The sequence below is a fragment of the Embleya scabrispora DSM 41855 genome (assembly GCF_000372745.1).
Lineage (GTDB): Bacteria > Actinomycetota > Actinomycetes > Streptomycetales > Streptomycetaceae > Embleya > Embleya scabrispora.
On sequence record NZ_KB889667.1, the window covers coordinates 60,445 to 86,157 of the forward strand.

The following is a 25,713-nucleotide window of genomic DNA, read 5'->3' on the forward strand; positions in this document are numbered from 1 at the left end:
ACCGTACGGACATTTGCCCGTGGTTGGGCGAGCTCGCGCCCGGTCGGTGCTTCCGTTCGTGTGACGCGGGGCACGAACTTGAAGAAGCTTGTGTGCCGTTGGGCTAGGGTCCGGGCAACCCCGCTCGGGAAGGAGCGCGCGTGTCCTCCACCGTCGACACCGACCTGCTCGTCATCGGTGCGGGCCCGACGGGCCTGTACGCCGCCTACTACGCGGGCTTCCGGGGCCTGCGCACGGCACTGCTGGACTCGCTGCCCGAACCCGGTGGGCAGATCTCCGCGATGTACCCGGAGAAGATGATCTACGACGTCGCGGGTTTCCCCGCGATCAAGGGTCAGGACCTGGTGGACGCGCTGGTCGAGCAGGCCGCGCCGTTCGAGCCGAGCTACCTGCTCGGCCACCGCGCCGAGAAGTTGGCGCAGGACGACGACGGCGTCACGATCACCTGCGCGAGCGGCCTGGTGGTACGCGCCAAGGTGGTCCTGATCAGCGGCGGGATCGGTACGTTCAGCCCGCGCCCGCTGCCCGCCGCCGACGCGTTCACCGGCGACGGGGTGCGCTACTTCGTGCCGCGCCTGGCCGATCTGGCCGGGCTGGACGTGCTGATCGTGGGCGGCGGCGACTCCGCGTTCGACTGGGCCACCAGCCTGGAACCGGTCGCCAAGTCGATCACGCTGGTGCACCGCCGGGACAAGTTCCGCGCCCACGAGCACACCGTGCGCCGGGTGTTGGCCTCGACCACCGAGGTGATCACCTCCGCCGAGGTCACCGCGCTGCACGGAGATGGACAGGTGCGGGCCGCGGACGTGGTCGCCAAGGCCGACGGCGCGGTGCGCACCCTGCCGGTGCAGGCGGTGGTGGCCGCGTTGGGCTTCATCGCCGACCTGGGGCCGATGACGCACTGGGGCCTGGAGCAGCGCAAGCGGCACATCGTGGTGAACCAGGCGATGCGCACCAACCTGACACGGGTGTTCGCGGCCGGCGACATCGTCGACTACGACGGCAAGGTCAAACTGATCGCCACCGGGTTCGGCGAGGCGGCCACGGCGGTCAACAACGCGATGACCGTGGTCGACCCGTCGGCGCACGTCTTCCCGGGGCATTCCTCGGACGTGCCGTAGGGGGTGTCGGGCGGGGTATTGCCGGGCGGCGTTTCGGAGGACGATTTCCGGCCGACCCCGGCCGAAAAGCGGAATAGGCACTTGTTGGCTCGGCGGATGACTCGATAGGCTCACGCAGTCGCAGATATCGATCCATTGTTGTCGAAGGACGTCATGACGCTCGTGGTGCCGGTCACCGCCTCCACGCCCGGAGTCTCCTCCCGGCGCGTCGAGGCCGTCGCGCCCTGTGGCGCGGCCGTGCGCCGTCCGCGAACTCCCCTGTGTACCCGCCGGCATGTCGATTTCGGCCGCGTGCACAGTTCGGCCTGTCGCACCCGCTGATCCCCGCGGACCGGGCTGCTCCGCCGCCGGACGCTCGCCGGCGATCCCCGTGATCACCGGTCGGCCGTCCGCCCGCCGTTCCACGACCTTCCCCTCGATTCGCCGCGTCCCGCGCCGGCGCGATTCCTGACGCGCCTTTTGTGCCCGCGCCACTTTCGACGCCGCGCATTCGCGCGAATCGACGGTTGCCCCTGCCCGAAATCACGCGCACCGCCGCGTGAATTCGCCATGCCCGGAGATTCCCATGCGCTTTTCGGTATCCGCCGCCTCCGCCCCTCCTCGAAGACTGCGCCGCACCGCCGGCACCGGCGCCGCCGTGGCCGCCCTCGCGCTGCTGGCCGGCGCCTGCGACGGCGCGGGCGACAAGGCCGCGAACTCCGCCGAGGGCGGTCCGCCGCAGTCCGGCGGCACGCTCACCTTCGCGCTGGCCGCCGACCCCACGTGCCTGGACCCGCAGCAGTTCGGCGCGAACGCGAGCCTGAACGTGGGCCGCCAGATCGTCGACTCGCTGACCGACCAGGACGCCGGGACCGGCGAGATCAAGCCGTGGCTGGCCACCTCGTGGGAAGTGGACCCACAGGCCACCCACTTCACCTTCCACCTGCGTCCGGGCGTCACCTTCGCGGACGGCGCGCCGCTGGACGGCGCGGCGGTCAAGGCCAATCTCGACGGGGTGGTCGCGCTGGGCGCCAAGGCCACCATCGCGGGCAGCTACCTGACCGGGTACAAGGGCACCACCGTGCTGGACGCGACCACGGTGCGGGTGGAATTCGCCGCGCCCAGCGCCCAGTTCCTGCAGGCCACCTCGACCATGTCGCTGGGGCTGCTCTCCCCCGCCACAGTGGCCAAGACCGCCGAGCAGCGTTGCCAGGGCGATCTGGTCGGCTCCGGACCGTTCACGCTGCGCTCCTACAAGCCGAACCAGAGCGTGGAGTTGGCCAGGCGAACCGGTTACGCGTGGGGCTCCTCGCTGTTCGCCCACCCGGGCGAGGCGTACCTGGACAGGCTGGTGTTCAAGGTCGTGCCCGAGTCCGGCGTGCGCGCCGGCAGTTTGGAGTCCGCCCAGGTGGACGCGATCAGCGACGTGCAGCCGCAGGACGAGGGGCGGTTCGCCTCCGGGTACACCGTGCTGACCCGGCCCAACCCGGGCGTCGTGTTCAACCTCCAGGCCAATGTGTCCCGGCCCATCCTGGCCGAGGAAGCGGTCCGGCGGGCGATTCAAAAGGCGGTGAATCGGCCCGAGTTGGCGCAGACCGTGCTCACCTCCAAGTACAAGGCCGCCACTTCGCCGCTGGCCTCGGTCACCCCCGGCTGGGTGGACCTGTCCGCGCAGCTGGGCTACGACCCGGAGGGCGCCAAGCGGCTGTTGGAGGAGGCGGGCTGGAAGGTCGGTTCGGACGGCGTGCGGGTCAAGGACGGACGCCGGCTCAGCGTGGACGTGATCTTCGCGCCGCTGTTCAACGCCAGCCAGTCCGTCCTGGAACTGGTCCAGCAGGAACTGCGCAAGGTCGGCGTGGATCTGCGGTTGCGCAAGCTCGCCGCCGGTGAGCAGAACCAGGTGCAGAACTCGGGCGACTACGACTTCGCCTACTACAACGTCACCCGCTCGGACCCGGACATCCTGCGCACCCTGTTCAGCACCAGGACGGTCAACCGGCTCAAGATCGCCTCGGGCGATCTGGACACCGTGCTGGACGACCAGGCGCAGAGCCTGGATCCGGTGCAGCGCAACGCCAAGGTCGCCCAGGCGCAGCGGATCGTCGCCGACCGGGCGTATGTGATCCCGCTGTTCGAGTTGTCCCAGGTGCACGGGCTGGGCCCCAGGGTGCACGGGTTGAGTTTCGAGGCGTCCTCGCGCCTGCAGTTCCACGACGCGTGGGTGAGCAGCTGATGCGGCGCTATCTGGTGCGCCGGTTGTTGCAGGCGGTGGTGGTGCTGTGGGCGGCGTTCACGGTGTCGTTCATCGTGTTGTTCCTGCTGCCGGGCGATTCGTTGTCGATCAAGTTGGGCGGCTTGGAGGGCACCGCCACCCGGGAGCAGATCGACGCGGTGCGCGGCGCCAACGGTCTCGACGACCCGATCCACGTGCAGTACGCCCACGCGCTGGGCGACGCGCTCACCGGCGATCTGGGCACGTCGGCGCAGACGGGGGCACCGGTGGCGGGCACGATCGTCGACGCGCTGCCGCAGACGCTGCAGTTGACCGGTGTGGCGATGGTGTTGGCGGTGCTCGGCGGCGGTGGGGTGGCGTTGGCTGCGACGTTCACCCGGCTGCGGGCGCTGCGCCAGGTGTTGTTGTCGCTGCCGGCCATCGGGATCTCGATGCCGGGCTTTTGGGTGGGGTTGTTGCTGGTGCAGGTGGTGTCCTTCCAGTGGGGGCTGCTGCCGGCGATGGGCAACGAGGGCTGGGAGAGCGTGGTGTTGCCGGCGTTGACGCTGGCACTGCCGGCGGGCGCGATGGTCGCGCAGGTGCTGGCGAAGAGCATGACCACCGCGCTGGCCGAGCCGTACGTGGAGACCGCGCGAGCCAAGGGCGCGGGCCGAGTGCGGATCCATCTGCGGCATGCGCTGCGCAACGCCTCGCTGCCGGCGCTCACGCTGGCGGCGGTGGTGTCGGGGAACGTGCTGGTGGAGTCGGTGGTGGTGGAGACGGTGTTCTCCCGGGCCGGGATCGGCCGGCTGACGGCTGCCGCGGTGGACAACCAGGACGTGGCGATGGTGCAGGGCGTGGTGCTGCTCGCGGCGCTGGTGTTCGTACTGGTCGCGTTGGTGGTGGACCTGCTGTACCCGGTGCTGGATCCGCGGGTGGGAAGGGCGGTGTGACGATGGCGACCGGTTTCGCGACGGAGGTCTTGCCCGCCGCTCGTGGGCATGCGCGCTTCGTGCTGCGCCGTCCCGGGTTGTTGTTGTCGCTGGTGATGTTCGCGCTCGTGTTGCTCGCGGCGCTGTTCCCGGGGCTGTTCACCGACGACGATCCGCTGGTGGGCACGCCGCGGGAGAAGTTGCGGGGGCCGAGCGCGGAGCACCTGTTCGGGACGGATCAGCTCGGGCGCGATCTGTTCACCCGGGTGGTGCACGCCAGTTCGCTGTCGTTGCGGGCGACGTTCGTGGCGGTGGCGGTGGCGCTCGTGGTGGGCGGGTTGCTCGGGCTGGTGTCCGGGTTCTTCGGTGGGTGGCTGGACGACGTGGTGATGCGGGTGGTCGACGTGTTGCAGGCGATTCCGCGGCTGTTGTTGTCGCTGGCGTTGGTCAGCGCGCTGGGCTTCGGTACCACCAAGGTGGCGATCGCGGTGGGGGTGGCCAGTGTCGCGGGCTTCGCGCGGGTGATGCGGGCCGAGGTGTTGCGGGTGCGCTCGTCGGTGTACGTGGAGGCGGCGCGGGCGAGCGGGGTGCGGTCGGGCGGGATCTTGGCCCGGCATGTGTTGCCGAACGCGTCCGGGCCGGTGCTGGTGATGGCCGCGTTGGAGTTCGGCATCGCGATCCTGTCCGTGTCGGCGCTGAGTTTCCTGGGTTTCGGCGCGCCGCCGCCGACGCCGGAGTGGGGTGTGCTGGTCGCCGACGGGCGCAACTTCGTGGCCACCGCGTGGTGGTTGACCACATTTCCCGGCCTGGTGATCGCGGCGACGGTGCTGTCCGCGAACCGCATTTCGCGGGCCTTGGACGGAGAGCGGAGGCAGGATCGATGAGCGAGACGTGGCAGGGAGTCACCGAGGGCTCCCCACGAGGCGGGGTCGGGGGCGCCGGCGGGGCCGGGTCGGCGGGTTCGGATCGGGTGCCGGCCGCGGGCCGGGTGGGTGCGGATCGGGTGCTGGGTACCGATCGGGCCGCGGGCGGGCTGTCGGTGGTGGATGCCGCGCAGGCCCCGCTGCTGGACATCCGGGGGCTGCGCGTGTCGTACCGGACCTCGAACGGCCCGGTGGACGCGGTGACCGCCGCGGACCTGACCGTGGGGGCGGGCGAAGTGGTGGCCGTGGTGGGCGAGTCGGGCTCGGGCAAGAGCACCACCGCGCACGCGATCGTGGGGCTGTTGCCGACCGGCGGCCGAGTCGGTGCGGGTCGGGTGTTGTTCGAGGGCCGTGATCTGCTGACGTTGCGCGAGCGTGAACTGCGCGAGGTACGCGGGCGGTCGATCGGATTCATCCCGCAGGATCCGATGGTCTCGCTGAACCCGGTGCGTCGGATCGGCGATCAGGTGGCCGAGGCGCTGATCGTGCACGGCCTGGCCGGCGGCAAGCAGGCGGCCGAGCGGGCGGTGGCCGCGCTCGGCGAGGCGGGCCTGTCCGAACCTGCCACCAGGGCACGGCAGTTTCCGCACGAGTTGTCCGGCGGCATGCGTCAGCGGGTGTTGATCGCGATCGCGTTGGCCTGCCGGCCTCGGCTGGTCATCGCCGACGAGCCCACCAGCGCGCTCGATGTCACCGTGCAGCGGCGGATCCTGGATCACATCGACGAGCTCACCCACGCGCACGGCACCGCGATGTTGCTGATCACCCATGACCTGGGGGTGGCCGCCGACCGCGCTCAGCGGGTGGTGGTGATGTCCCGGGGCGCGGTGGTCGAGCAGGGGCCGGCGGCGCGGATCCTGACCGATCCCGAACACCCGTACACGCGGCAGCTGATCGGCGCCGCGCCGAGCCTGACCACCCGTCGGGCGCGGGCGCGTCCGGTGCGCGAACCCGTCCCGCGAGCCGAGCCGTTGCTGACCGTGTCGGGGTTGGTCAAGGAGTTCGCGTTGCCCAGGACCAAGGAGGGCGCCCGCACGCTGCGCGCGGTGGACGACGTCTCGTTCACGGTGCGCCGAGGTGAGACGTTCGCGCTGGTCGGCGAGTCGGGTTCGGGGAAGTCGACCACGGTGCGGATGATCCTGGGTCTGGAGGCGCCCAGCGCGGGCCGGATCCTGATCGAGGGACGGGACACGACCCGGCCCGGGCGCGCCGAGTTGCGCGCGCTGCGCCGACGCATGCAGTTGGTCTACCAGAACCCGTACGCCTCGCTGGATCCGCGTTTCACGGTGTCCGAGATCGTCGAGGAGCCGCTGCGCGCGTACCGGGTCGGCAGCCGGGCGCAGCAGCGTGCCCGGGCGGCGGCGTTGATCGATCAGGTGGCGCTGCCCGAGGGTGTGCTGCGACGCAGACCGGCCGAGTTGTCCGGTGGGCAGCGACAACGGGTGGCGATCGCCCGGGCGTTGGCGCTGGAGCCGGATCTGGTGGTGTGTGACGAGCCGGTGTCCGCGCTGGACGTCTCGGTCCAGGCGCAGATCCTGGAGTTGCTGGGAGGGCTCCAGGACGAGTTGGGGATCAGTTACCTGTTCATTTCGCACGACCTCGCGGTGGTGCGCCAGATCGCCGACCGGGTGGGTGTGTTGCAGGCCGGTCGGCTGGTCGAGAAGGGCGGTTGCGAGCAGGTGCTCTCGGCGCCGACGCACCCGTACACGCGCGAGTTGATCGCGGCCATCCCCGGGCGCCGGCGCCCGCAACCGTTGGGAGCGGTGTCATGAGGTTCGCGGTGTTCACCCTGGGTGCCAACGCCCCGCATGCGATCACCGGGCAGCGCGCTCCGGCGCACGAGCAGTTGGCGGAGCTGGTCGAGACGGCGGCGTTGGCCGAGGAGTTGGGCTTCGATGCGTTCGGGGTGGGCGAGCGGCACGGCGAGCCGTTCCTGTCCTCGGCGCCGCCGGTGATCCTGGCGGCGGTCGCGCAGCGCACCTCGCGCATTCGGTTGTTGACCACGTTGACCGTGATCAGTGTGCTGGATCCGGTCCGGGTCGCCGAGGACTACGCGACGCTGGACCAGTTGTCCCGGGGCCGGCTGGACCTGATGGTCGGCAAGGGCAACGACCCGCGGCACTTCCCGCTGTTCGGGCTCGCCGAGGACGACCAGTGGGAGCTGCAGGAGGAGAAGTTCGAGCTGCTGCGCCGGTTGTGGAGTGAGGAGAAGGTCACCTGGTCCGGGCGCTTTCGCAGTCCGCTGCACGAAGTAACCACCTATCCGCGGCCGTTCCCGCGCCCGGGTGGGCGGGCCCCGGTGATCTGGCACGGCAGCGCGACCAGCCGGGCGTCCACCGAATTGGCCGCGAAGTGGGGCGATCCGCTGTTCACCGCGAACGGCTTCCATCCGATGGCCAAGTACGCCGACCTGATCGAGCACTATCGCGAGCGGTGGGCGGCGTACGGGCGCGATCCGGCGGACGCGGTGGTCGGATCGGGCGCGGGTGGCTGCTACGTGGCGCCCACGTCGCAGGAGGCGCTGGCGCGATATCGGCCGTACTACGACGCGTTCGCCGGGTCGGTGGCGGCGCGGCACAATCGGTCGCCGTTCACGTCGTTGGAGGACAACATCGCCAACGGTCCGGCGCTGGTGGGCAGTCCGGCGCAGATCGTGGACAAGATCGGGCGCTACCACGCGGCCTACGGGCATCAGGTGCAGGCGATCGGGACGGAGGGGCTCGACGGTGCGGAACGGCGGGCGGTCCTGGAGCTGTTCGCGGGCGAGGTGGCGCCCGCGCTGCGTGCCGCGCTGCCCTCGCGGGTCTGGGAGCAGGCGGCCTGAACCCGCGGGCGGGTCGGGGGCGGCGTCGGGGTGTGGAGATCGGCGCGATCCTCTTGCGGGGACGTGTCCGGAGCGCGAATAATCCGAGCCATGGACGGCTGCGTGTGTCACGCGGGCCCCCGCCCGGGACTGCCGAGGGCGCGGGTCCTGATTGCCGTCCACCTCCTGGTTCGCCGACACATCGACTTCCTTCGCGTGTGCAGCGCGAGTTGTCGCTCGGTCTGAGTTCACGCCACCGGTCCGCCCGCATCCGGGTCGGACCGCGCCGTGCCGTGCCACCTCGACCGTTGCCACACTCATGACCTGCGCGAGGGAGACCCGTATGTCCACGACACCCCCGAAGGCCGCCGGACCGATCGACTTCCGCACCCACGGGCGCTACCGCGTCCGCCACTCCGGATCGCCGCTGCCGGGCCTGGAGACCATTCGCCCGCCGATGCAGCGCTTCCGTAGCCGGATCGGCGCCGGCTTCCGGGCCGAGGCCAACCGCTACCACCTCTACCTGTGCCTGGCCTGCCCGCGTTCGCTGCGGGTGGCCATCACGCGTGACCTCGCGGGCCTGGGCGAGGTGGTGGGGACCTCGCTGGTGGATCCGGTCCGGGACGGGCGCGGCTGGGCGTTTCGGGACGGGGACGGGCACGGCCTGGACCCCAACGGCGGGTTCGCGTTCCTGCGCGAGGCGTACGAGGCGACCGAGTACCACTACGACGGCCCGGTGACCGTGCCGGTGTTGTGGGACCGGTGGAGCGGACGCATCGTCAGCAACCACGCGCCGCACATCCTGCGCGACCTGGCCACCGGTTTCGGCGGCGGCCGGGCGCTGTATCCCGCGGAGCGGCGCGAGGAACTGTGCGCTTTGGACACCCTGTTCGAGGAGGACGTCACCGACGCCGCACAGCGGGCCGGGCGGGCCTCGGCGGGCCCGCGGCGGGTCGAGGCGATGAGCACCGTATTGGCGACCCTGGCGGTGGCCGAACGGCGACTCGCGGCCCGGCCGTTCCTGCTGGGTGACACGCTCACCGCGGCGGACGTGCAGTTGTGGACCACGCTCGTGCACCTGGACGCGGTGCACAAACGGCACCTCGACGCCCAGGACGTGCACCGGCTGGCGGCACATCCGCATCTGTGGGCGTATGCACGGCGGTTGCACCTGATTCCGGCGTTCCGCGACAACCTGCGGCTGGACCACATCGCCCGCAACCACCGGAGCCACTGTCGTGGTCCGGCGGCCTCGGGTGTCTCGATCGCGCTGAGCGACTGGAGTTGATCCGGCCGGCGCGGCGGTGTGGGGCCGGGGAGCGTGAGGAAACGCTCGGCTTTCGGCACTCACACCGCCGGCCGGTGCGGCTTTGGCCTGCGGCGCCCACACCGCCGGTGCGGCTCGGATGTGCTGCCCTCACGCCGCCGCGGTGACCGGAACCATCGGCGCTCACGACGCCGGTGTGGCGCGGGGCTGAACGGCTCACACCGCCACGTCGGTGCGGTGCGTGCCGGCCGGGCGCGGCGCCGGCAGGTGCAGGTGTTCGCGCAGGGTGGTGCCCTCGTATTCGCTGCGGAAGACGCCGCGTTCCTGGAGGATCGGCACCACTTGGTCGACGAATTCGTCCAAACCGGTCGGGGTCAGGTGCGGGACCAGGATGAAGCCGTCGCTCGCGCCGTCGCGTACGTGCACCTCCATCCGGTCCGCGACGTGTTCCGCCGTGCCGATGAACGTCTGTCGGGCGGCCACCTCGATCACCACCTCGCGCAGGCTCAACCCGCCCTTGGCCGCCGCGAGTTCACGCCAGCTGCGGGCCAGCTCCAACGGGTCGCCGCCGGTGCGGACCCGGCCCCGGGCGATCGAGGTGCCGTCGGTGATCGGGTCGAAGTCCGGGAGCGGGCCGTCCGGGTCCAGGTCGGACAGGTCCCGGCCCCACACCTGTTCGAGGAACTGGATCGCGTTTTGCGGGCTGACTTGTTGCCGACGGATCCAGGCGGCTTTCTCCTGGGCCTGTTCGGCGGTCGCGCCGATCACCGCGGTGACCGCGGGCAGGATCTTCAGCTCGTCCGGGCTGCGCCCGTGTCGGGCCGCTCGACCCTTCATGTCCGCGTAGAACGCCCGACCCGCCTCGTATTCGCCGTGCCGGGAGAAGATCACGTCCGCGTGCGCGGCGCCGAACTCGCGGCCGTCCGTGGAGTCGCCGGCCTGGATCAGCACCGGCCGGCCCTGCGGGCCGCGCGGCACGGTGAAGCGGCCGTCGATGGCGAAGTGCCGTCCGTGGTAGTCGAATCGGCCGGCGCCGGGAGCAGCGAACACGCCACCCTCGGCGTCGGCGACGTGTGCGTCCGGGGCCCAGCTGTCCCACAGCGTGCGGGCCGCCTCGACGAACTCGATGGCCCGCTCGTAGCGTTCCTCGCGCGGCAGGAAGCCACCGCGACGGAAGTTCTCCCCGGTCCAGGCGTCCGGCGAGGTGACCACGTTCCAGGCGGCGCGGCCGGCGCTGAGGTGGTCGAGCGAGGCGATCTTGCGGGCGAGTTCGTACGGCTCGTTGTAGGTGGCGGTGGCGGTGGCGGCCAGGCCGATCCGGTCGGTGATCGCGGCCAGTGCGGCCAGCACGGTGAGTGCGTCCGGGCGGCCGGCCACGTCCAACTCGAAGATGCGGCCGTGGTGTTCGCGCAGTCGCTGCCCCTCGGCGAGGAAGAAGAAGTCGAATCTGCCGCGCTCGGCGGTGCGTGCGAGGTGCTCGAACGAGTCGAAGTCGATCTGGCTGCCCGAGCGCGGATCGCTCCACACAGTGGTGCTGTTGACGCCGGGAAAGTGCGCGGCGAGGTGGATGCGGCGGGTGGGGTGTCCGGGGCTACGGGGGCGGTAAGGGCTTTTGGTGTGGGGGCTGTTGGGCTGGGGGCTGTTGGGCTGGGAGTTGTTGGGCCGGGGGCTGTTGGGCTGGGGCATCGGTGACCTCTCCTCAGGTCCGGGCGTAGCGGTTGGCGGGCAGCGGCAGGCCGAGGTGTCCGCGCAGGGTGTCGGCGGTGTACGCCGCCCGGGCCAGGCCGCGTTCGCGCAGGATCGGCACCAGGTCCTCGACGATCCGGTCGAGGTCGTACGGCAGCACGCCCGGGATGAGCGTGAAGCCGTCGACCGCGCCGCCGACGTACCAGCCGGCGAGGCGGTCCGCGAGGGCCTCGGGGGTGCCGGTGAAGGAGAGCCCGTTCGGGACCGGGACGTCCGAGCGTGCGTCGAGGAGGCCGCGTTCGCGGCGGGCGTCCGAGTCGGTGGCGGCGAGGTACACGGTGATCTCGGCGAGCACGCGCAGTTCACCGGGGTCGCGGCCGTTGCCCTCGGCGATGGCGTGCGCACGCTCGCGCAGTCGGCGGGCCTCGTCGGGACCGGACGCGTCGACGAAGAGCACGTCGGCGAAGCGGGCGGCGATCTCCAGCGTGTCGGGGCCGTCCACGGTGATTGCGATCACCGGCCGGCCCTGCGGCGGGCGCGGCGTGATGGAGGGGCCGCGGACGTCGAAGTAGGTGCCCTCGAAGTCGACGTAGTGCAGTTTCTTCCGGTCCAGGAACCGGCTGGTGGCCACGTCGCGGATGATCGCGTCGTCCTCCCAGCTGTCCCACAGCCGGCCGACCACGTCCACGAATTCGGCTTGCTCGTCGCTGAGTTCACCGGCCGAGGCAACCGGTTTGCGGCCGAAGTGGCGGGCCTCGGCGGCGGTACGGGAGGGCTGGGGCCACCAGCCGGCGCGGCCTCGGCTGACGTGGTCGAGGGTGGCGATCGAGGTGGATACGTGGAACGGCTCGGTGTGGGTGGTGGTCGCGGTCGGGATCAGGCCGATCGAGCCGGTCGCGGGAGCCAGCCGCGCGGCCACCGATACCGCGTCGAGGCGGCCCGGTATCCGGGTGGAGGGTGACCCGAGCGAGTCGTCGAGTCGGACGAAGTCGAGCAGGCCCCGTTCGGCGGTGCGGGCCAGCTCGACCCAGTAGCGCGGATCGAACAACTCGGCCGGGCGGGCGTGCGGCGAGCGCCACGCGGCGGGGTGGCGGCCCGCGCCGTCGAGCGCGACACCGAGGTGGAGGTGACCGGTGGTCATGCGAACTCCCTTGTCGTTCGGACGGGTCGGCCCCGACCCGGTCGGCGGGCGGGCGCGCCGACCGGTGCCGCGGGTCAGGCGACGGCGGCGGGGCGGCGCAGCCGGGCGGAGAACGCGTCGGCGAGTTCCTCCAGCGGCGCGACGCCCTCGGCCTCCATGGCGCCCTCGACGGAGACGAACCGCTCGTGTACGAACCAGCCCTGTGCGACGTGGTCGGCGCCGAGCGAGGTGAGCACCGGCCGCAGCGCGTAGTCGAGTGCCAGGACGTGCGCGGGGGTGCCGCCGGTGAGCACCGGCAGGATCTCCTTGCCACGCAGCGCGAACTGCGGGAGCACGTCCAAAAACGTCTTGAGCACGCCGCTGTAGGCGGCCTTGTACACCGGGCTGGCGATCACGAGCGCGTCGGCGTCGGCCACCCGGGCCAGCGCGGCGCGCAGGTCCGGATCGGCGAAGTCGGCGTGCAGCAGGGCCTGGGCGGGCAGGTCGCGCACAGCGAGGGTGGACACGTCGTGTCCGTCGGCGGTCAACCGGGCGGCGACGTGGCGGGCGACGACGCCGGTGCGCGAGGTCGCGGAGGGGCTGCCCCATACGGTCAGGACGGTTGCCATGGGTTACCTCGGTTCAGGGGTGGTCCGGCGGTTCAGGGGGTCCGGCGCGGTTCAGCGTTGGTCCGGCGGGGTGATCTGGGGTTGTTCAGGGGTTGTTCAGGGGTTGTTCAGGGGTTGTTCAGGGGTGGTGCCATCGGCCGTGGGATGGTATTCGGGCGACCGCGATGGGAGTTCGACTTCCTCGCCACCGTCGACCTCCTCGACCTCCTCGACCTCCTCGACCTCCTCGACCTCCTCCGACCCGTCGGCCGCTTCGCGCCGTTGCAAGGCGGGCCCACGGTGATCGGTCGGGGACGATCGAGTCGTTCGAGGGGATCTCGCTCCACGGGAGATCGCTCCCACCGGCTTCGCGATCGGGTACGGCGGGCCGGTCGGCGCAGGGTTCGGCGGACGGATTCGGCGAACGGTCGGTCCGGGTGCCGTGACGTACCGGGTACGCGGTGGCGCGCCGGCCGGGCGCGGTGGTTCGGTCCCGATCGAGGGAACGCCGACGGCGCGGCCTGGGCCGCGCGCTTGGGTCAGCTACAACAGGCGGCGCTGGTGACGCGCCCGAGGTCGATGTGGAGGCGGGCGGACAGCAGCCAACCGGCGGCGGACATGGCCGCCCCGTCGCTGCGTCGCGCGTGCTGCGCCACCGGGATCCCCTCGCTGGGCCGTGGCGGGACGCCACGGCAAGATATTCCGGAACTTAACCCGCCGGGCGGTGCTCGGTCAATTGCTCGAAGCCGACCGCACCGGGTCGGACAGCCGTTTCGACCCGCCCGGAACCGGGATCGGGTCCGCTCGTGTGCGGCCCACGCAGGTATTCCCGTGTGCCGCGCACGTGTACTCCGCCGGGGTCATACCGGCTTTCTGCGACGGTCAGGACAGCGGCACCAGACTCAGGTCGTCGACGCGGATCCACGGATCGGCGCCCTGGTCCCAGGTACCCGCATAGATGTCGATGCGGTCCAGATCGCCGGTGTCGAAGGTGAGTTCGTGGTAGGCGTAGCCGCCCGAGGCCCCGGTGGGCAGTTGCGTCTCGGCGACGATCGCCCCCTCGCTCCAACGCATGGCGCCGAAGTACGCCGAAGCGTTGGTACCGCGCTGGATCCAGGCACCCAGTCGATACCGGGTGTTCGGCTTCACGAAGACCGGTTGCACGACCTTGTTCCAGCCCGATCCCCGGGCGGGCCAGACCCATGCCTCGTTGCTGCCGCTGCGTGCGAAGCCTCGGCTGATGTCGGCCCCGGCGCGACCCCTGTACCACCACGGGCTCTGCAGGAAGTCGGTCGCCTGCCGCTCCACCCCCGAGTCCGCGAGGTGGTTCACGCCCCCGGCGTCCGGGGTCAGGCGCACGAGGTCGATTCCGGCGGCGCTGCCGGTGGACGCCCCGTTCCGGCCCGTGACGGTGTAGGTGAGCGTGTGGGGTCCCGAACCGAGGTGCCGGGTGCCCTGGTGTGCCCGGGTGGTGCTCACGGTCGGGTTGTAGGTGTCGGTCGGGCTGCCCAGGAGGGCACCGTCCAGGCGGATCTCCAGGATACCGAAGTCCGGTGCGACGGTGATGTGTTGCTCGATCTTGTAGTTCCCTTCGGCGGGGAGGTCGAAGGCGATGGTGCCGGTGCCGGTGCCGTTGGGCAGGTAGGCCCGGGCATTCTTGGACCAGGTGACGCCGCAGCAGTTGGCCTGCGTCGCGAATCCGCCCGCGATGTGCGTCTCGGCCTCGATCCGGAAGCCGCCGGAAAGGTCGGCCGGGGCCCGGAAGTTGAATCGTTGCGGGGCCGGGACGACGTTGCCGGGCCAGACCATCAGGTCGCCGTCGGCGGTGAACGACCACAGGTCGGGGGGTGCGTCCGCGGTGATGTGGCCCTCGGTGGACACCACGGGATAGCGGCTCTCGCCGAGACCGTAGCCGATCTTCAGTCGGGCGGTGTGGTCGCCCAGCCCGGTCGGGTCCGGGCTTCCGTCCGCCTTCTTGCGGCTCGCGTACTGGAAGAGGTCCCCGGTGTCGAGGTTGCGGGCCCACAGGTCCGGGATGCCGTCACCGGTGTTGTCCCCCGGCGTGGACAGCGTGTAGCGCTGCCAGTCGAGCGCCCCGATCAGGGTCGGGCCGGCCAGGCTCGCGGGGTTGGTGGTGCTGCCGAAGAGCCACAGTTGGCTGCGGTGGGCGCCGGTGCCGTCGTCCTCCACGGTGATCAGGTCGGTGCGACCGTCGCCGGTGAGGTCGCCGATGGCGAGGATCTGCTGTACCCGCGACCAGTCTTCGGCGTACGTCCCGCAGACGCCCGTGCAGGTGAAGGCGGGTGGGCGGGTGACCGCGGCGCGATTGGCGGCGGAGAAGTACTGGTTGTCGTTCGCGGGCAGTCCGGGTGTCGGCACGCCGGCGGACAGGCTGTTGCGGTACACGGCGAGCTTGGAGTTCGCCGGGGTGCCGTCGTCGCGCTTGTAGGCCCACACTTCGTCGGTGCGGATGCCGTTGCCGGTGCGGTGGCTGGTGGCGACCTTGGTCCAGCCGGTGTGGTCGACGTTCAGGTCCGGCGCGTTCGCCGGGTTGGACACGAGAAGGGGTCCGCTGTCGGTACCGCTGTCGGTCCGGTAGAGCTGGAGGTTGCCGTTCTTGTCGGGCACTACGATGTCGGGGGATCCGTCGCCGGTGATGTCCCCCGCCACGCTCGGCGCGTCCGGGTTGTCGGGCACGTAGAAGGTGTACGTGTTCGCCTGGGAGCGGTTGCCCGCCCGATCGACGGCCTGGACGACGAGCAGGTTCGTGCCCCGGCCGGTCGGCGTCCAGTCGTCGATGGTCAACGACCCGTCCGCCAAGGACGCGCTGAACAACGAGACCAGGACGGTGTACACCCCCGCTGCCGGGTCTCTCCCCACCGAGGTCAGGACGATCGATCCCAAGCACTTCGAGACCGCCAAGGTGCTCGCGGGAGCGCGCAACCTCCCGGTCAAGAGCCTGGACGCCAACAACCGGGTCACCGAGCAGAGTTACGACGCGCTGGGTCGAACCACCGCCGTGTGGCTGCCCGGTCGCAACCGCGGTGCGGGCGACTCCGCCAACATGACGTTCGATTACGCCCTGTCGAAGACGGCCCCGACGAGCGTCACCACCAAGACCCTGCGGGCATCGCGCAACTACACGTCGTCGATCAAAATCCTCGACTCGTTCCTGAATGAGCGTCAACTCCAGGAGTCGGCCAGGAACGGCGGCGCCGGCCGCCTGATCACCGACACCTTCTACGACTCGCTCGGGCGTACCGCCAAGACCAACCAGCCCTACTACACCGGCGGATCGCCGTCCACCACCCGTTACATCGCCAATGACGACGAAGTCCCCGGCCAGACGGGGCTGTTCTACGACGGCCAGGGCCGCCGGACCGCGGAGGCGTTCTCCTCCAAGGCGATCGAGCAGTGGCGCACCACGACCACGTACCCGGGAGCGGATCGCACCGACGTCGTCCCGCCCAAAGGCGGCACGGCCACCAGCGCGATCGGCGATCCGCGGGGCAAGATCCGCGAGTTGCGCCGGTACAGGGACACCACGCCGGCCGCCACCGGCGCCTACGAGTCGACGTGGTACACCTACGACGCCCGGGGCCAACTCGACACGGCCAAGGACCACGCGGGCAACACCTGGTCGTACGAATGACCTGATGGGGCATCAGACGCACTCGGTGGACCCGGACAAGGGCGTCACGGACACCACCTACAACGCCGTGGGGGCGATCACCTCGGTCACCGACGCACGCGGCTCGACGCTGACGTACGCCTACGACGAGATCGGTCGCAAGACCGCCGTGTACGCGGGCGCCGCGGCTCCCGCGAACCAGCTCGCGTCCTGGTCCTACGACCGGCTTCTCAAGGGAGTGCCGGACGGATCGGTGCGCTACGTCGGTGGGGCGAACGGGGCCAAGTACGCCACGGAGACCACGTCGTTCGACGCCGGATACCGGCCCACCGGCACCCGGGTGAGCATCCCCGCGGTCGAAGGCGCATTGGCCGGCACCTACGACGCGTCCTCGGTCTTCGAACCGATCGAGGGCCTGCCCTACTCGTCGACTCGTCCCGCGATCGGCGACCTCTCCGCCGAGACGGTCTACTACGCACACAACGGCGGCGGCGGCCTGGTGTCCGTCGGCGGCCTGGCGGACTACGTCAACTGGACGGAATACGACCCGTTCGGTCGACCGCGGCGGATCACCTACGGCGACGTGCCCAAACAGGTCGCCTTCACCCGGGTCTACGACGACGCCACCGGACGGGTGTTGCGGAGTCTGCTGGACAAGCAGACCGCCACCACGACGTCGGTGGACGCCACGACGTACACCTACAAGCCGTCCGGCGATGTCACGTCCATCTCCACCTCGCGCGAGGACGGCAGCGTCGACCGGCAGTGCTTCAACTACGACCACATGCAGCGACTGACCCAGGCATGGACCGACACGGGGATCGTCACCACCCGGCCCGGCCCCTCCGTCCCCGGCGTCGGCGGCTGCTCCACCACGACGCCGTCGGGCACGAACGTCGGTGGCCCGGTGCCCTATTGGCAGGACTTCGAGTACGACGGCACCGGCAACCGCACCAAGCTCGTCGAGCACGACCCGACCGGCGCGGCCGGCACGGTGACGACCTATCAGAGCCCGACCGCGGGCCAGGCCAAGCCGCACACCGTCGGCTCCGCCGGCATCACCGGGCCGGCCGGCAGCAGCACCCGGAGTTGGACCTACGACGCCGCCGGGAACACCATCTCCCGTCCCGCTCCCGACGCCGGCACCCAGGCACTCACGTGGGACGCGGAAGGTCACCTGGCGAGCGACACCACCACGGGCGGCGGTTTGGCCAAGACCAGCAGCTACACCTACGACTCCGAAGGCAACCGCCTCATCCGCCGTGACCCCGGCAGGACCACCCTGTATCTCGGCTCCGACGAGGTCACCCTGACCATCGCCGACAACAAGGTCACCGGCACCCGCAGCTACGCCACGCCGGACGGCGGTCCGGTCGTCGTCCGCGAGGCGGGCAAACTCTCCTACCAGGCCGTGGACGAGCACGGCACGGGGACCACCAGCCTCGACGCCGCCACCCTCGCCACCGCCCGGCGCGCCCTGAAGCCCTTCGGCGAACCGCGCGGCACTGCCCCCGCGCCCGGAACCTGGGCCGGTGACAAGGGATTTGTCGGCGGCACCGCCGACTCGGCGACCGGACTGACCCACCTCGGCGCCCGCGAGTACGACCCGGGCACGGGCCGCTTCCTCAGCGTCGACCCGGTGATGGACCTGTCCCGCAGTCAACAGATGCACGGCTACCTGTACGCAGGCGGCAACCCCGCCACCAACAGCGACCCGACCGGCCTGGACTACTGCCCCAGCAGCGAGTGCAATCACTACGACCCGAACGTGATCGCGACGCTGCGGTACGAAACGCACGACGAAGCGGTCGCGACCGTGGAGAACCTGAGGCGCCAGGAGGACGCGCTCGGTATTCCCCGCAAGGCGAGCACGGTGAAGTACCGCCCGCGCCCCGCCGCCGAGCCGCCCGCGCCGCCCGCCGCGCCCAAGCCGCCGAAACCGAAGAAGTGCGGACGGTTCGATCTCGCCTGCAAGGCGTCCAAGGCGATCGACAAGGTCACCGACAAGGTGAAGTCCGAGGTCCAGGAGTGGAAGGACGAGTGGAAACACAAGCTCGTCAACCCGGGCGTCGGGATGTTGGCCGCGGTCGGTACCGCCGCATGTATTGCCGCGGCATTTTGCGGCGTGGGTCTGTTCGTGGTCGGGGCAAGCTATCTCTATGTCATGGGGCTGGAGGCGCACATGGCGGTTGCCACACCCGAGGAACGAAAAGCGGGGCCGGTTCCCTTCATGCTCGGAACGGCCAAGGCCGAGGCCAAGGGAATCATCGGCGGCACCTTGTTCGGACGCGGTCTGATCGGCGGCTTCGTCAGGGGTCCGCAGGAGAAATGGGTCCCCCGAGCCGCGAAGTGGGGCGGCAAGCCACCAATCCTGAGTGGTGTTCCACGCGGCGAATGGCGGAGCACGGTGGCCGGCGCGATCAAGAGCCTGTGGTCTTAGGATGGCATGGCTACACCGGGGGTCGGTGCGCGTGAAAGGCTCGAACGTGGATAAGGAAAAATGCTCCACATCGGACCACATCAGGCTTGAATACGCCCGGAAGAAAGGGCTCGAACCGGGGCCGGTCCGGTGGTCCGGTGTCTTCCGGGATTCGATCTACGGCATCGTCGTCAGCGTCATTGTGACGGTCGGCATCGCCGCGTTGTTCGGCCCGATTCCGGCGGGCGGATTCCTCGGTCTGGTGGTGCTTTTGGAATTGTTGTCGCTGATCTGGCGGCTCGTTTCGGGACATACCTTCGCATGCTCCGCGAAGCTGGCCACGTTGACCGTGTTCCGGGTGTACGACTACGTCTTCTGATCCGTCGCGACGGGTGTTCGGGTGGGTTGCGGCCGGGTGCTCCGGTTCTGTCGCGGCCACGCGTTCCCGTCCGTGGCGAGGTCTTGGGCTATCGAACCGGCCGGCGTGCACAGGTGACCGTTCGCGTCGAGCGGCGGCGGTGTCGCCGGCAATCGCGACGGGTCGACGTCCGGCCCGTCGCGACGGTTCGAGCGAGAGATCGAAGTCCCTGTGCGGTCTTTCGACGTTGACAACTCGTCAGGCGGCTCCGTAGCGTCGACATCGTGAGCCCCGACCTCTTCCTCGTGTCGTGCCGCCCCATCGACCTGTGTCGTGTGGCCGGCGGGCTGTGTCGTACCCGCGGCTGACCTCGCCGCCGCGCCCCTCGGTGTGGTACGTCGGTCCGGATTTTCGCATCGACCTTCGCGCCGAGGAATCCCGAGCTTGCGCCGGGATCGCGCATTCGGCCTTGTGGCGTAAGGCCCTTCCCACCCGTTGAGCCAGCATCTCGGCGTACCCGTCCGCGGCCGCCGGGTGCCGGTTCGCGTTCTTCTGCCGCACCCCCACGAGGGGAGAGCCATGCCCGACCATCCGTCCGGCCGCCTCCGCCCCGTCGCCGTCTGCATCGTCGGCGCGGGTCCCGGCGGCGCGTCCGTCCTCGAGCGCCTCCTGGCCAACGCGCCCGAGTTGCTCGGTGACCGTCCGCTGCACGTGCATGTCGTCGACCCCTACCCGCCGGGTGCGGGTCGGGTGTGGCGGCGGGCCCAGTCACCGCTGCTGTGGGCGAACTCGTTGGCCGCCGACATCACGCTGTTCACCGACGAGGTGTCCACGATCGAGGGGCCGATCCGTCCGGGACCCTCGCTGGCCGAGTGGGCCGCGGCCCGCACCGACGAGTTGCGCGAGGATCGTGGGTCTGCGGAACTGGAGCCGTTCGCAACGGAGTTGGCCGCATGTGGGCCGACCTCGTTCCCGTCCCGGCCACTGCTCAGCACCTATCTGGCGTGGTTCTTCCGCTCCACCGTGGAGGGGGCGCCGGCCAACGTGCGGGTGATCGTGCACCAGACGGCGGTCGTGGACATCGTCGACGGGCCGCGCCGGCAGCGGGTCCGGTTGGCCGGGCGGCGGCCACCGCTCCAGGTGGACGCGGTGATCCTGGCCCAGGGACACCTGGACGCCGAACCGACAGCGGAGGAACGCGAGCGGATCAGGTTCGCCCGCCGGCACGGGCTCGCGTACATCCCGACCGGGTACACCGCCGATCTGGACCTGGACGCGCTGCGCCCGGGCGAGCCGGTGCTGGTGCGCGGCATCGGGTTGGCGTTCGTCGACCTGATGGTGCGGTTGAGTCACGGCCGCGGTGGCGCGTTCGAGCGGGACGCGGCGGGTGTGCTGCGTTATCGGGCCTCCGGGCGCGAGCCGCTGCTGCTTGCGGCCTCACGCCGCGGCGTGCCGTACCGATCCAAGACCGGTTACTCGTGGACGGGTGAACGGCCCCCTTTGCCGCGGCACTTCACCGTCGAGGCGGCGCGTGCGACGGCGGATGTCTGGTCGTTGATCGGCAAGGAGTTGGCCGGCGCGCACTATCACCGGCTGTTCACCGCGCACCGCGAGCGCACCACGATGGAATGGGCCGAGTTCGACGCGGAGTTCGCCGCAGCGGCCGATCCGAGCGAGTTGATCGCCCGCGCGGTGCCGAATCCGGACGATCGCTTCGATCGGGCGCTTTTGGACCGGCCGGCGCAGGGGCGGCCGTTCGCCGACGAGGACGCGCTTCAGGAGTGGATGCACGCGCACATCGAGGCCGACCTGACGCGCCGGCACGATCCCGCCTACAGCCAGGATCTGGCCGTGATACACGCGCTGTTGAGTGTGTACGGGGTGGTGCTTCGGCTTCAGGACGCCGGTGATCCGGTGCCGGATCCGGCCCGGTTGCTCGGCTTCTTCAGCTATCTGGCCAGTGGTCCGCCGGGGCCGCGTCTGGAGGAGTTGCTCGCGTTGGCCCGGGCCGGGGTGATCCGCTTCCTGGGCGAAGACGTCGAGATAGCCGGCGACGACGACACCGGCGACTGGCGGGCGAGCAGTCCGAGTCTGCCGGGCGTACGGGTGCATACTCGCGCGCTGGTGGAGGCCCGGTTGCCCGATCCGTCGCTGGAGCGCACTCGGGACGCGCTACTGCGCCGACTGGCCGCGCGTGGCGAGGCGTCCACGGATTCGGCGGGCCGGCTGAACACGCGACCGGGCGACCGCCGGGTGGTGAACGTGCGCGGCGACGCGCATCCGGGTCGGTTCGCGGTCGGCCACGGTGTGGCGGGCGGCGCCGGGAGCGCGGGGTTCTCCCGGCCCCGCTTCGACGCGCCTGCGTTTCGGGTCAACGACGCGTTGGTGCGGGGCGTGTTGAAGCATTTGCGGGGCATCGGGCCCGCCGCCGATCGGGCTCTCGATCGGCTGGAACTTGTGACAGGAGCCACCCAGTGACCAGGAGCCACTCAGTGACCACACAGCTCGGTTACGCGAGCCCCGTCGACGTCGACACGTACGGTCCGTACGCGGTCACCGACCCGCGGTACCCGTTCGACGGTCTGATCGGTGACCCGGAATTCCCCGAGGAGGCCGGGCGATACCACCTGTATCTGTCGCAGGGCTGCCCATGGGCGCACATCGCCGCGATCGTTCGACATGCGCGCGGACTCACCGAGATCGTCGGTGCGTCCTATGTGGACGAGGAACGGGACGCGCGGGGTTGGGCGTTCCGCGAGCGGTTCGGCCCGGATCCGGTGAACGGGTTCACCCTGCTGCGGGAGGCGTACGAGGCGACGGCGCCCGGGTATGCGGGGCACATCTCGGTGCCGACCCTGTGGGACCGGTCCGGCGGTCGCATCGTGTCCAACGCGTTCGACGCCATTCCGAACAACCTGGCGACCAGCTTTGCCGGACTGGTCGACGAGCACGCGCCGGACCTGTATCCGGAGGACCTGCGCGAGGCGATCGACATCACCGACACCGACTTCGCCACCGCCGCGCGCAAGGGTGGCCTGTGGACGTCGGAGGAGGGCGAGACGATCAACACGCTGGAGCGCTCGGATGCGCATCTGGCGGACAAGCGCTACCTGTTCGGCAACCGATTCACCATCTCGGACATCCGGTTCTGGGTGAAGTTGCTGCGCTTCGCGCAGACCTACCGGGCCGCGATCACCCAGGACGGCCGCACCCTGGTGGACTACCCCAACCTGTGGGCGTACGCGCGAGACCTTTACACCCGGCCGGAGTTCCGCGAGACCACCGATCTCGCGGTGCAGGAGGAGAACCGGCTGCGTCGGTTCCCCGAGTCGCCGGCCTCCCCCACCGCCGAGCAGTGGGCGGCGCCGCAGGACCGGGCGACGCTGGGCTGATCCTCGGCTCGCCGATCCGACGCGGGGTCGGGTCGGTGTCGGTCCTGCGGGATGCGCCGCACGTTGGGACGCGTGCGCGCCGGGGATCCCGGGGTGGCGGGACCGGATCGGGGGTGCGCCGCCGGGCGGAGGGGGCCTGCGGCGCACCCCCGGGGGTGCCGGGCGATCCGGTGCGGAGGCCCACCGGATCGCCCGGGTGGGGTGCGGAAATCGACCGGGCTTCGGCCCGGCCGGGTGGAGTGGCCGAGAGGCGAGGCAACGGCCTGCAAAGCCGTTCACGCGGGTTCGAATCCCGTCTCCACCTCGAAGGGAAGGACGCCGCGCGAACTGCGGGCGGTCGGCGCGGAGTTCCCGGCCTCGGGCCGATCGGAAGCCGGGGCACGGATGTTCGGGTGGATCGTCCGATGCGATGGAGTGGCCGAGAGGCGAGGCAGCGGTCCGCAAAACCGTGTACGCGGGTTCGAATCCCGCCTCCGTCTCCGAGTTGGTGCAGGACGAGGGCGGGCGAGGGCGGGCGAGTTCGGCGATGTCGGCCGGGCGCGCCGCCCGATGAGGCGCTTGCGCGCGGGGGCGGGGCGGGGCGTGGGCGTGGGCGCGGGGGCGGGGAAAGATTCGGGCGCCTGGTGAACCTTGGCCCCTTTCGGGCCGCCCAAAGGATGGACGCCGTTCACCCGCAGTCCCGAGAATGTCCCGCACCTGTCCCTTTCGCTTTTCGGAGGCCCTGGGTGACATTCCGTCAGCAATCGTCTCGACGACGATCCGTGCCGAGTACGCGGCGGCGACGGATCGGTGTCGTGGCCACGACCGTGGCCGGCGCCCTCGCCGGCGGCGCGCTCGTCATCGCGCCCGCTCCCGCCGTTGCGGCCCCCGCCGTGGACGTGTTGCTCGCCGAGGTGTACGGCGGCGGCGGCAACAGCGGCGCAAGCCTGAGCAACGACTTCATCGAGTTGGCGAACAAGGGGTCGGCCGCCGTCGCGGTCGACGGTTGGAGCGTGCAGTACCTCCCGGCCGCGCCCAAGCCGACCTCGGCCTGGCAGGTCACCGCGCTGACCGGTGCGGTGGCGCCCGGCGGCCGGTACCTGATCGGCGAGGCCAAGGGCGCCGGCGGCACCCTCGCGCTGCCCACGCCGGACGCGCAGGGTGCGATCAACATGTCCGGCACCGGCGGCACCGTCGCGCTGGTCCGCGGCACCACGGCGCTCACGTGCCTGACCGCGGCGGACTGCCTGGCCGACGGCCGGGTCGTGGACGTCGCGGGCTACGGCGACGCGGTGGTGCGCGAGGGCACCCCGGCGGCCGGCGCGTCGAACTCGGCCTCGGTGGCCCGGCCTTCATCGCTCGCGGACACCGACGACAACGGCGCGGACTTCGCGGCGGGCGCGCCGACGCCGCTCAACGCGCGTGGACAGGGTCCGACCGACCCGGGTCCGGGCGAGCCCGAGCCGACGAACGCGCGCATCCACGAAATCCAGGGAACCACCCGGGTATCGCCGAAGAACGGCACCCGGGTGGCCGGCGTGCCGGGCGTGGTGACCGGTGTGCGCGGCTTCGGCAGCGCCCGCGGCTTCTGGTTCCAGGACACCCGACCGGACGACGATCCCCGCACGTCCGAGGGCCTGTTCGTGTTCACCGGCACGGTCACCCCGAAGGTCGCGGTCGGCGACGCGGTCAAGGTGACCGGCAAGGTGGAGGAGTTCTACCCCGGCGGCGCGAACATCGGCGGCCAGTCGCTGACCCAGGTCACCGACGCCACGTGGGTGATCGACGCATCCGGACAGGCGCTGCCCGCACCGGCGTTGCTGGACGCGGCGACCCTGCCGGACGCGTACACGCCCGCCGGGACGCCCTCGATCGAGTCGCTCGCGCTGGAGCCGTCGAAGTACGCGCTGGACCTGTACGAGTCGCTCGAAGGCCAGTTGACGCGCGTAGGCGAATCACGCGTGGTCGGCCCGAGCACCTCGCATGGCGAGTTGTGGGTCACCTTGGAGCCGACCCGGAACCCGACCGCGCAGGGCGGCACGCTGTACAGCGGGTATGACGCGCAGAACGGCGGCCGGCTCAAGGTCGCGTCGCTGATCCCCTTCTCCCAGGAGCCGTTCCCGCAGGCGAACGTCGGCGACACGCTCACCGGCGAGACCACCGGCCCGCTCACCTACGACCAGTTCGGCGGATACTCGTTGGCCGCGACCACGCTGGGCAAGGTGGTCAAGGGCGCGCTGACGCCGGAGACGACGCGGGACCAGAAGAACAGCGAACTCGCGGTCGCCACGTACAACGTGGAGAACCTCTCCCCCAAGGACACCCAGGCCAAGTTCGACCGGCTCGCGAAGGGCATCGTCACCAGCCTGTCCACGCCGGACGTGGTGGCCCTGGAGGAGATCCAGGACAACAGCGGACCGACCGACGACGGCGTGGTCGCGGCCGACCAGACGCTGGACAAGCTGGTCGCGGCGATCAAGGCGGCGGGCGGACCGGCCTATTCGTGGCGCTCGATCGAGCCGGTCGACGGCAAGGACGGCGGCCAGCCGGGCGGCAATATCCGTAACGCGTTCCTGTTCGACGCTACGCGCGTCGAGTTCGTGGACCGTCCCGGTGGCGGTTCCACGAGCGCGGTGGGTGTCGACAAGGACTGGCTGGGGCGTACCCGGTTGACCCAGTCCCCGGGCCGGGTCTCCCCCGCGGACCCGGCGTGGGAGAACAGCCGCAAGCCGCTCGCGGCGGAGTTCCGCTTCCGCGGCAAATCGGTGTTCGTGATCGCGAACCACTTCGCCTCCAAGGGCGGCGACCAGGCGTTGGACAGCCGATTCCAGCCGCCGACGCGCAGTTCGGAGGTCCAGCGGGTGGCGCAGGCGAAGGTGCTGCGCGCGTTCGTGGACGAACTGCTGAGGTCCGACCCGAAGGCGAATCTGGTGGTGCTCGGCGACCTGAACGACTTCGCGTTCTCGCCGACGCTCAAGACACTCACCGACGGCGGCGCACTGCGCAAGATGGTCGACACGCTGCCCGCGAACGAGCGTTGGGGGTATGTGTTCAACGGCAACAGCCAGATGCTCGACCACATTCTGACCAGCCCGCGGATCAGCCGCTTCGAGTACGACATCGTGCACGTGAACGCGGCGTTCGCGGACCAGGCGAGCGATCACGATCCGCAGGTGCTGCGCGTGCGCCCGAGCACGGGCAACGACTTCCTGGATCTGCTGGAGCGGCTGTGGGAGGAGCTGTTCGAGCGGTCCTGACGGTCTGAGCAGTCCGGGCCGTCCGG

General features: G+C 70.8%; 18 protein-coding genes and 2 tRNA genes. 15 read left to right on the top strand and 5 right to left on the bottom strand.

What is annotated here, in order from left to right:
- The first annotated feature begins 140 nt into the window (after positions 1–140).
- The 7 genes from A3IC_RS0121195 to A3IC_RS55650 all read left to right on the top strand — a co-directional run bounded on the left by A3IC_RS0121195 (position 141) and on the right by A3IC_RS55650 (position 9,258).
- Entirely contained in the window at positions 141–1,121 is a 981-nt protein-coding gene (locus tag A3IC_RS0121195; RefSeq protein WP_020552061.1) for an NAD(P)/FAD-dependent oxidoreductase, read from the top strand.
- 565 nt (positions 1,122–1,686) lie between these two features.
- Positions 1,687–3,333 (top strand): ABC transporter substrate-binding protein, encoded by a 1,647-nt coding sequence (locus A3IC_RS0121200; protein WP_079026578.1) that lies wholly within the window; start codon positions 1,687–1,689, stop codon positions 3,331–3,333.
- The gene (locus tag A3IC_RS0121205; protein ID WP_026218541.1) at positions 3,333–4,265 is read left to right on the top strand and encodes an ABC transporter permease; all 933 of its coding nucleotides are present in this window, start codon (positions 3,333–3,335) and stop codon (positions 4,263–4,265) included. Before A3IC_RS0121200 ends, A3IC_RS0121205 begins: the two co-directional genes overlap by 1 nt.
- A gap of 2 nt (positions 4,266–4,267) precedes the next feature.
- On the top strand, positions 4,268–5,128 hold the full coding sequence (locus A3IC_RS0121210) for an ABC transporter permease (RefSeq protein ID WP_052173676.1): 861 nt from the start codon (positions 4,268–4,270) through the stop codon (positions 5,126–5,128).
- On the top strand, positions 5,125–6,939 hold the full coding sequence (locus A3IC_RS0121215) for a dipeptide ABC transporter ATP-binding protein (RefSeq protein ID WP_079026579.1): 1,815 nt from the start codon (positions 5,125–5,127) through the stop codon (positions 6,937–6,939). The genes A3IC_RS0121210 and A3IC_RS0121215 overlap by 4 nt, the downstream gene beginning before the upstream one ends.
- Positions 6,936–7,991 (top strand): LLM class flavin-dependent oxidoreductase, encoded by a 1,056-nt coding sequence (locus A3IC_RS0121220; protein ID WP_020552067.1) that lies wholly within the window; start codon positions 6,936–6,938, stop codon positions 7,989–7,991. The genes A3IC_RS0121215 and A3IC_RS0121220 overlap by 4 nt, the downstream gene beginning before the upstream one ends.
- 322 nt (positions 7,992–8,313) lie before the next feature.
- Positions 8,314–9,258, top strand: a complete 945-nt coding sequence (locus A3IC_RS55650) for a glutathione S-transferase C-terminal domain-containing protein (protein WP_020552068.1) — start codon at positions 8,314–8,316, stop codon at positions 9,256–9,258.
- Positions 9,259–9,453: 195 nt separating this feature from the next.
- Here the strand turns inward: A3IC_RS55650 and A3IC_RS0121230 are convergent, their stop codons facing one another.
- The 5 genes from A3IC_RS0121230 to A3IC_RS0121250 all read right to left on the bottom strand — a co-directional run bounded on the left by A3IC_RS0121230 (position 9,454) and on the right by A3IC_RS0121250 (position 15,456).
- Positions 9,454–10,923 (bottom strand): NtaA/DmoA family FMN-dependent monooxygenase, encoded by a 1,470-nt coding sequence (locus A3IC_RS0121230; protein ID WP_079026580.1) that lies wholly within the window; start codon positions 10,921–10,923, stop codon positions 9,454–9,456.
- Positions 10,924–10,936: 13 nt separating this feature from the next.
- A complete protein-coding gene (locus A3IC_RS0121235; protein WP_020552070.1) occupies positions 10,937–12,064 on the bottom strand; it encodes an LLM class flavin-dependent oxidoreductase in 1,128 nt (375 codons plus the stop codon).
- A 74-nt stretch (positions 12,065–12,138) separates the two neighbouring features.
- Positions 12,139–12,672 carry an NADPH-dependent FMN reductase gene (gene ssuE / locus A3IC_RS0121240; protein ID WP_020552071.1) on the bottom strand — a complete coding sequence of 178 codons (534 nt, stop codon included), beginning with the start codon at positions 12,670–12,672 and terminating at the stop codon, positions 12,139–12,141.
- Between the two features lie 96 nt (positions 12,673–12,768).
- A complete protein-coding gene (locus A3IC_RS68825) occupies positions 12,769–12,939 on the bottom strand; it encodes a hypothetical protein (protein ID WP_020552072.1) in 171 nt (56 codons plus the stop codon).
- Positions 12,940–13,533: 594 nt separating this feature from the next.
- On the bottom strand, positions 13,534–15,456 hold the full coding sequence (locus A3IC_RS0121250; RefSeq protein WP_020552073.1) for a hypothetical protein: 1,923 nt from the start codon (positions 15,454–15,456) through the stop codon (positions 13,534–13,536).
- On the opposite strand from A3IC_RS0121250, the gene A3IC_RS62485 reads away from it, so the two are divergent.
- The 8 genes from A3IC_RS62485 to A3IC_RS0121290 all read left to right on the top strand — a co-directional run bounded on the left by A3IC_RS62485 (position 15,419) and on the right by A3IC_RS0121290 (position 25,687).
- Positions 15,419–16,303, top strand: coding sequence for a hypothetical protein (locus tag A3IC_RS62485; RefSeq protein WP_026218543.1), 885 nt, complete (start codon positions 15,419–15,421; stop codon positions 16,301–16,303). The two genes, A3IC_RS0121250 and A3IC_RS62485, sit on opposite strands and share 38 nt — an antisense overlap.
- 4 nt (positions 16,304–16,307) lie before the next feature.
- Complete coding sequence (locus A3IC_RS55655) at positions 16,308–18,722, top strand: RHS repeat-associated core domain-containing protein (protein WP_026218544.1); 2,415 nt, start codon at positions 16,308–16,310, stop codon at positions 18,720–18,722.
- Position 18,723: 1 nt separating this feature from the next.
- Entirely contained in the window at positions 18,724–19,080 is a 357-nt protein-coding gene (locus A3IC_RS68830) for a hypothetical protein (protein ID WP_158696038.1), read from the top strand.
- A 558-nt stretch (positions 19,081–19,638) separates the two neighbouring features.
- Entirely contained in the window at positions 19,639–21,537 is a 1,899-nt protein-coding gene (locus A3IC_RS55660) for an FAD/NAD(P)-binding protein (protein WP_020552075.1), read from the top strand.
- A 14-nt stretch (positions 21,538–21,551) separates the two neighbouring features.
- On the top strand, positions 21,552–22,451 hold the full coding sequence (locus tag A3IC_RS55665) for a glutathione S-transferase C-terminal domain-containing protein (protein ID WP_052173678.1): 900 nt from the start codon (positions 21,552–21,554) through the stop codon (positions 22,449–22,451).
- 233 nt (positions 22,452–22,684) lie between these two features.
- Positions 22,685–22,755 (top strand) — tRNA-Cys (locus A3IC_RS0121280).
- 104 nt (positions 22,756–22,859) lie between these two features.
- Positions 22,860–22,930 (top strand) — tRNA-Cys (locus A3IC_RS0121285).
- Between the two features lie 315 nt (positions 22,931–23,245).
- Complete coding sequence (locus A3IC_RS0121290) at positions 23,246–25,687, top strand: endonuclease/exonuclease/phosphatase family protein (RefSeq protein ID WP_020552077.1); 2,442 nt, start codon at positions 23,246–23,248, stop codon at positions 25,685–25,687.
- Positions 25,688–25,713 lie beyond the last annotated feature (26 nt).